Source organism: Actinophytocola sp. (assembly GCF_009379765.1).
Lineage (GTDB): Bacteria > Actinomycetota > Actinomycetes > Mycobacteriales > Pseudonocardiaceae > Actinophytocola.
Window position 1 is genome coordinate 1 of record NZ_WHTD01000268.1, and the last position, 6,712, is coordinate 6,712.

General features: G+C 71.2%; 7 protein-coding genes. All 7 read left to right on the forward strand.

Going from position 1 to position 6,712, the window contains the following annotated elements:
- Nucleotides 1-396: hypothetical protein (locus GEV28_RS41500; RefSeq protein WP_291419745.1), on the forward strand; the 396-nt coding region annotated here is incomplete at its 5' end.
- Entirely contained in the window at nucleotides 393-1,235 is an 843-nt protein-coding gene (locus GEV28_RS41505; RefSeq protein ID WP_291419747.1) for an ABC transporter ATP-binding protein, read from the forward strand. The genes GEV28_RS41500 and GEV28_RS41505, both read left to right, overlap by 4 nt.
- A 2-nt stretch (nucleotides 1,236-1,237) precedes the next feature.
- Nucleotides 1,238-2,092, forward strand: a complete 855-nt coding sequence (locus GEV28_RS41510) for an ABC transporter permease (protein ID WP_291419749.1) — start codon at nucleotides 1,238-1,240, stop codon at nucleotides 2,090-2,092.
- On the forward strand, nucleotides 2,065-3,300 hold the full coding sequence (locus tag GEV28_RS41515; RefSeq protein ID WP_291419751.1) for an acetyl-CoA hydrolase/transferase C-terminal domain-containing protein: 1,236 nt from the start codon (nucleotides 2,065-2,067) through the stop codon (nucleotides 3,298-3,300). Before GEV28_RS41510 ends, GEV28_RS41515 begins: the two co-directional genes overlap by 28 nt.
- A gap of 122 nt (nucleotides 3,301-3,422) precedes the next feature.
- Nucleotides 3,423-4,511 carry a molybdopterin-dependent oxidoreductase gene (locus GEV28_RS41520; RefSeq protein ID WP_291419753.1) on the forward strand — a complete coding sequence of 363 codons (1,089 nt, stop codon included), beginning with the start codon at nucleotides 3,423-3,425 and terminating at the stop codon, nucleotides 4,509-4,511.
- A 275-nt stretch (nucleotides 4,512-4,786) separates the two neighbouring features.
- The gene (locus GEV28_RS41525) at nucleotides 4,787-5,263 is read left to right on the forward strand and encodes a TIGR03618 family F420-dependent PPOX class oxidoreductase (RefSeq protein WP_291419755.1); all 477 of its coding nucleotides are present in this window, start codon (nucleotides 4,787-4,789) and stop codon (nucleotides 5,261-5,263) included.
- Between the two features lie 342 nt (nucleotides 5,264-5,605).
- A partial coding sequence (locus tag GEV28_RS41530) for an AAA family ATPase (protein ID WP_291419757.1) occupies nucleotides 5,606-6,712 on the forward strand: 1,107 nt, incomplete at its 3' end.

The following is a 6,712-nucleotide window of genomic DNA, read 5'->3' on the forward strand; positions in this document are numbered from 1 at the left end:
CCGCGCGGGGACGTGGAGTCGATCAACGGGATGATCTACATCACCTTCTCCGCCCGCAACACGGACCTGGAGAACGACGAGACCCGGGCGAAGATCGTCACCTTCGTCAAGGGCATCGCCGCGTACCTGCGGCTGGTGAAGAGCGACGCGGACGAGGCGAAGGAGCAGGGACGCAAGACGTTCCCGCAGCTGGAGCCCGATGTGTACGACGCGGCCTGGGAGGTGGTCACCCCAGGCTTCCCGGACGACCCGACGCCGACCGAGGAAAGCATCCGGATTGCCCTGGACTTCCAGGAGAAGTACAGCGACACCGGGCCTGTCGACTGGACCTTCGAAGACGTCGCCGACACATCCGTCGCCGAGGACGCGATCGCCGCCCTGGACTCCACGGGATGAGCTCGATGATGCCGGCCAGTGAATCGATCGCCGAACGGCACAACGATGCGCGGCCCACCGCGCTGCTCTTCCAAGGCGTGCGTAAGCATTTCTGGAAGAACGGGCAGTGGGTGGAGGCGATCCGGAACGCGACCTTCGACGTCCAGGACGGTGAGTTCGTCGCGGTCATCGGGCCGAGCGGCTGCGGGAAGTCGACGCTGCTGAACATGGCCGCCGGCATCATGGACCGCACGGGCGGCGAGCTGGAACATCGCGGCGTCCCGGTGTCCGGGTCGGCGGTCACCTCCGGGGTCGGCTATGTCACGCAGAAGGACACCCTGCTGCCGTGGCGGACCGCGATGGACAACATCCAGCTGCCGCTGGAGATCCGCGGGTTGCCGAAGCGGGAGCGGATGGAGAAGGCGGCCAAGCAGATCGACCTCGTCGGGCTCAGCGGGTTCGAGAACCACTTTCCGCACGAGCTGTCCGGCGGGATGCGCAAGCGCGTCGGGTTGGCCAGAACACTGATCTACGAACCGCAGACCCTGCTCATGGACGAGCCGTTCGGCGCGCTGGACGCTCAGCTGACCCTGGTCATGGAGGAGGAGCTGCTGCGCATTCTGGAGCAGCGGCGGCGCACGGTTCTCTACGTCACCCACGACCTCGACGAGGCCATCACGATGGCCGACCGGGTGGTGGTCCTCGCGGCCAGGCCGAGCACCGTCCATCTGGTGCAGGACATCGACATTCCCCGCCCCCGGGACGTGCACAAGGTTCGGTACACCCCGCGTTTCGGCCAACTGCACGACATTCTCTGGAACGTGATCTCGGGCGACATCCGGAAGGGCGAGGAGATGTGAACATGAGCACCAGCGTGGGTCCCCGCGGTGGGCTGGAGCTCACCGATCCGGGTTCGGACCCGGCCGACCTCCCCCCGCCGCCGTCGGTCGGGCTGGCCGGCTGGCGGCTCCTGGCCGTCCGGACGCTGGTGATCGCCGCGGTGCTGGCGGTCTGGCAGCTCGCCTCCGGCCGGTGGATCGATCCCTTCTTCGTGGGCAGCCCGACCGCGATCGGCGAGCGCCTGTGGGAGTGGGTGTCCACCGGCTACATCTTCAGCCACCTGCTCATCACGTTGCAGGAGGCGGCGCTCGGCTTCCTGCTCGGCGCGACGAGCGGGATCGTCCTGGGCTACCTGCTCGGCCGCTACGTCTCGCTGGCCAAGATCCTCGACCCGATCGTCTCCGCGCTCAACGCGCTCCCCCGGTTGGCGTTGGCGCCGCTGTTCGTGGTGTGGTTCGGCATCGACATCGAGATGAAGATGGTGCTCGGTGGCGTGATCGTGTTCTTCCTGGTCTTCTACAACACCGCGCACGGGGTGCGCGACGTCGACGAGGAGCTGCAGGACGTGGTGCGGGTGCTCGGCGCCAACCAACGGCATCTGGTGTGGAAGGTGATCGTGCCTTCGGCGCTGCCGAGCATCTACGTCGGCCTGCGGATGGCGCTGCCGTACTCGCTGGTCGGTGCGGTGGTCGGGGAGATCGTCGCGGCCAACCGCGGCCTCGGCTGGCTGATCTCCTACTCCGCCGGGCAGTTCGACACCAACGGCGTGTTCGCGTCGCTGGTGATCCTGATGATTGTCGCGATGGCGCTGAACGCGGTGCTGAGCATGACCCAGCGCCGGGCGCTGAAATGGCGGCCCGGGCTGGTGGGCGGCTGAGCATGGCCGGCGGGCTCACCGAACTGGTCCACGACGGCGACCGGCTGCTGATCGGCACCGGGGCGGCCGAGCCACGCGACCTGCTGGCCGAGTTGGTCGGCGAGACCGCGCGCGAACGGCGGAACCTCGAGCTGATCCAGGTGACCACCGGATCCTCCGGCCTGGTGCGGCAGGCGGCCGCGGCCGGGCATCGGGTGCTGTCGCCGGCCGGCGGCCACGAACCGGAGGTGGCCGCCCTGCCGTCGTCGATGATGCAGCTGGCCCGCGACATCACCAGTGGCGCGCTGCGCATCGACGGGGTGCTGTTCTCCGGCGTCGAGGCCGGCGACGACGTCGCACCGGCACTGTGCGTGGACATCGTCCCGGCGGCGTTCGAGGTGGCCAGGTTCCGGGCGGTGGAGTACAACCGGCGGCTGCCCGACCTGCGGGTACGACCGCTGCTGCCGAGGTCCGCCTGCGATCTGGAGCGCCGGTCCGAGCACCCCCTGCCCGAGTTGGCGCCGGCCCCGGTCGGTCCCGCGGCCAAGGCCATCGGCGAGTACGTCGCCGACCTGATCCCGGACGGCGCCGCGATCGAGGTCGGCGTCGGCCGATCGCTGGCCGGGCTGGCGCCCGCGCTGATCGAGCGGGGCCGCCGGTTGTCGGTCCACTCAGGACTGATCAGCGACTGGACCAGGTCACTCGTGGAGGAGGGGGTGGCCGACCGGCCACTCGACTGCGCCGGCGCCGCGAGCGTGGTCACCGCGACGGCGATGGGCACCGCGGAGTTCTACCGGTGGCTGCACCGCAACGACGACATCCTCGCGGTCGACTCGTACCACGCCCACGACCCGGCGCACCTCGCCGCGCTGCCCCGGTTCATCGCGGTCAACGCGGCATCCAGAGTGGACTGTTCCGGCCAGGTCGGGGTGGCCAGGCGGGACGCGGCCCGGCGCGGCATCGGCGGCCTGCTGGACTTCTCGGTCGCCGGCAGCTACGCCGGCGGCTCGATCATCGCGGTCGAGTCGGTGGACGGGCGGGGCGACAGCCGCATCGTCGCGTCCCTCGCGGATGTGCAGCTACCGAGCCAACTGGTGACCCACGTGGTCACCGAGCATGGCGTGGCCCGGCTGGCCGGCCGGACCTGGGAGCAGCGATGCCGGGAGATGACCGCCGTCGCGCACCCCGATCACCGGGCCGAGCTGCGCCGCGCGACCGAGCCGCGTTGAGCGGGACCCTGCCCGCAGTGCCCACCCCCTCCGGAGCCGAGCGGCACGTGTCGAGTGGCCGGGGCGGGTGGGTGTCGTCTGGCATCTTTCCCGGCCGCTGAGCGGGGCCTACGGTCAGCGGCATGGTGTTCCCGGACGAGTCCGCACGCGGAGACCGACCGCGCTCGGTGACCCGCGGGCGTCTCGCCATGGCCTTTCGGGGACCGGGCGGGCGGGTGACGAACCTGGCGCTGTTGGTGGCGTTACTGCTCGCCTTCGCCACCGGGGTCGGCGCGGTCGCCTCAGGATCCTCCGGTGGCCGGTGGGTGGTGATCGCCCACGGTGTCGTCGCGATGGCGGTCGTTGTGCTGGTGCCGTGGAAAGGCCGGGTGGTGCGCCGGGGGCTGCGCCGGGCCCGGCACACCCGCTGGTTGTCGCTGCTGCTCGCGGTCCTGGCGGTGACGACGCTGCTCACCGGCATCGGCTCCACCACCGGGCTCGTGCGCTCGGTCGCGGGCGCACTCGGCATGTGGATCCACATCGCCGCCGCCCTGGCCCTGCTTCCGCTGGTGGTCTGGCACGTGCTGGCCCGGCGGGCCAGGCCACGACGGGCCGACCTGTCCCGCCGCACGCTCATCAGAGCGGGCCTGTTCGCCGGCACCGCTGCCGGCCTCTACCTGGCCCAGAGCGCAGTGGTCAGCGTGGCCGGCCTGCCCGGGGCCGGCCGGCGCTTCACCGGCTCCTACGAAGCCGGCTCGTTCGACCCGGACTCCATGCCCAGCTACATCTGGCTGGACGACACCACCCCGACCATCGACCCGCAACGCTGGCGGCTCACCGTCAGTGACGGCAGCACGACACGCGAAGTGACCCTGCGAGACCTGTCTGCGTTCGACACGCGGGTGCGCGCCACCCTCGACTGCACCTCCGGTTGGTACGCCGAACAGGACTGGGCCGGCGCCCCGGTCCGAGCGCTGCTCCCCCACACCGGACACGCGCGCAGCCTGCTCGTCCACTCCACCACCGGCTACTGGATCCGCTTCCCGGTACGCGACCTCGACCACCTGCTGCTGGCCACCACCGTCAACGGCACCCCACTACGCCCCGGCCACGGCTTCCCGGTCCGCCTCGTCGCACCCGGACGCCGCGGATTCTGGTGGGTCAAGTGGATCGACCGCATCGAGCTCACCTCAACACCCTGGTGGTGGCAACCACCATTCCCGCTCACCTGACCCACGGCGCCCCTCGAGGGCCCGTCCCCTGACACCGGCGAGCGTGGTGAGCTCGCGCCCGACGAACGCGTCGACCACGCAGGCAGTCCGCCGCACGGCACGGCCGTGGCACACCCGAGTCACGCAAGTCCGGGAGTAGGGAGAGACAGGGGCGGGGTGGACGACGCAGCAACGGTCGCCGGGCCGGGCGACAGAGGCGCGGCACGCCGGCTTTCCTGCCAGAATCCGACGGTGGCGTGACATCCACGCCGACGCGATCCGAGGTGGTACCCGACATGGTCTCGACCGAAGACGGCCTCCGCAGCATCACCGAGTTGGCCCAGACCGAGAACTGGCTGGCAGTGCTGATCACCACGCGACCGGACGGCGAACCGTCCGTCTCGGTGGTCAACGCGGGCATCCTGCCCCATCCGGTCACCGGGCAGCCCGCGGTCGGCCTGGTCTCCCGTGGCAACACCGCCAAACTCGCCAACCTGCGCGCCCACCCACGCGCCACCCTGGTCTTCCGAGCCGGATGGCAATGGATCGCCGTGACCGGCACCACCGAGCTTGCCGGGCCCGACGACCCACACCCCGCCCTGCCAGCCGATCAACTCCCCCAACTACTGCGCGACATCTACCACGCCGCCGGCGGTCAACACCCCGACCTCGAAGAGTACGACCGCGAGATGGTCACCGACCGACGAGCCGCAGTCCTCATCACACCAACCCGGTTCACCACCAACCCAACCCCACCCGGCAGCACCACCTGACCATTCCGCAGTCGAGCAACCGCGACGGCAACCCGCGCGAGCGTGAACCGGGCAACGGCCGGGGACCCTCGATCCCCACCGCCAACGCATCCCCCGTGTGCCGGATCTCGATCACCTGTTCGGCACAGAACCACCGCGACAGCGAGGCGGCCGCCGCTGACCATGGGCCAACCGCTCGCGATCGCCTCCTCCGACCGCTGGCGAGACGATCACGCCCGGGCACGCTTCCCGAGACCGTTCGTCGTGCGCGACAATGGCGCGCAGGACGAACGAACAGGGCCGTGGGCGTCCGTGGGCACCTGCGGGTTGACTGGGATCGGTGGGGCTTCCAGATTGGTATCCGTGACCCGCGAGGTTCCGTTGTTCGGCAGGGGGCGGGAGCTGCGGCTGGTGCTCGAGCACGCGGCGCGGACCCGCGCGGGGGTGGTCGGGATCGCGGGACCCGCGGGGATCGGGAAGTCGCGGCTCGCCGGCGAGGTCATCCAGCGGTTGCGGGACGACGGTTTCCGTGCCGTGCAAGGCAGTGGTGGGCCGCTGCACGGAGATCTCTCCTACGCGCCGGTCGTCGCGGCGTTGCGCCCGTTGGTCGCCGAGGCGCGCATGGTGCACGGGCTCGGCGAGCTGGGGCGGCTCTTCGACGGGTTGCCGGTCCCTCGGCCGGAGCCGTTGTCGGATCGCCGGCTGGAGCGGACCCGGTTGTTCGAGGCGGTGTGCACCCTGCTGCGGCGGGTGTCCGCGCCGCTCGTGGTGCACCTCGACGATCTGCACTGGGCCGACTCCGACTCGTTGGCACTACTGCACTACCTCGTGCGCGGGTTGGCCGATCGGCCGGTGCTCTTCCTGCTCGCCTACCGGGCGGGGGAGTGCGCACCGGACGCCGCCGCCCTGCTGAACGCCTTGCGGCACGCGGACCAGCTGACCGAGACCACGCTCGGGCCACTCGACTCCGCCGCGGTTCGCGAGCTCGTCTCGGCGCTGCTCGGTGACGAGCCACCCGCCGTGTTGCTGGAGCAGTTGCCGGTCCGGGCCGCCGGGGTGCCGTTGTTCGTGCGGGCACTGGTCGACGGGCTGCGGGAAGAGGGCGCCCTGACCAGGTCCGGCGGGCGGTGGGTGCTGCGCGGCGGTGAGATCGGGCAGGTGCCCGACATCGTCGCCGATCTGTTGCGCGCGCGGATCGAGGCGTTGGCCGAGCCGGCGCGGGCCGTCCTCGACGCGATCGCCGTCGCCGGTGGGCTGGTCACCCACGGCGTGCTCGCCGCGTCCATCCCCGACGAGTCCGCGTTGCTCGACGGGGTGCGGCGACTGCGGCGCGCCGGGCTCGTCGAGGAGGAACTGGCCGGCGGCGCGGTCAGCTACCGCGTCGCGTACCGGTTGTTGAGCGAGGTCGCCTACGGGCTGATCCCGGCGGCGGCCCGCGGCGAGCGGCATGCGGCGGCGGCCCGCGCGGTC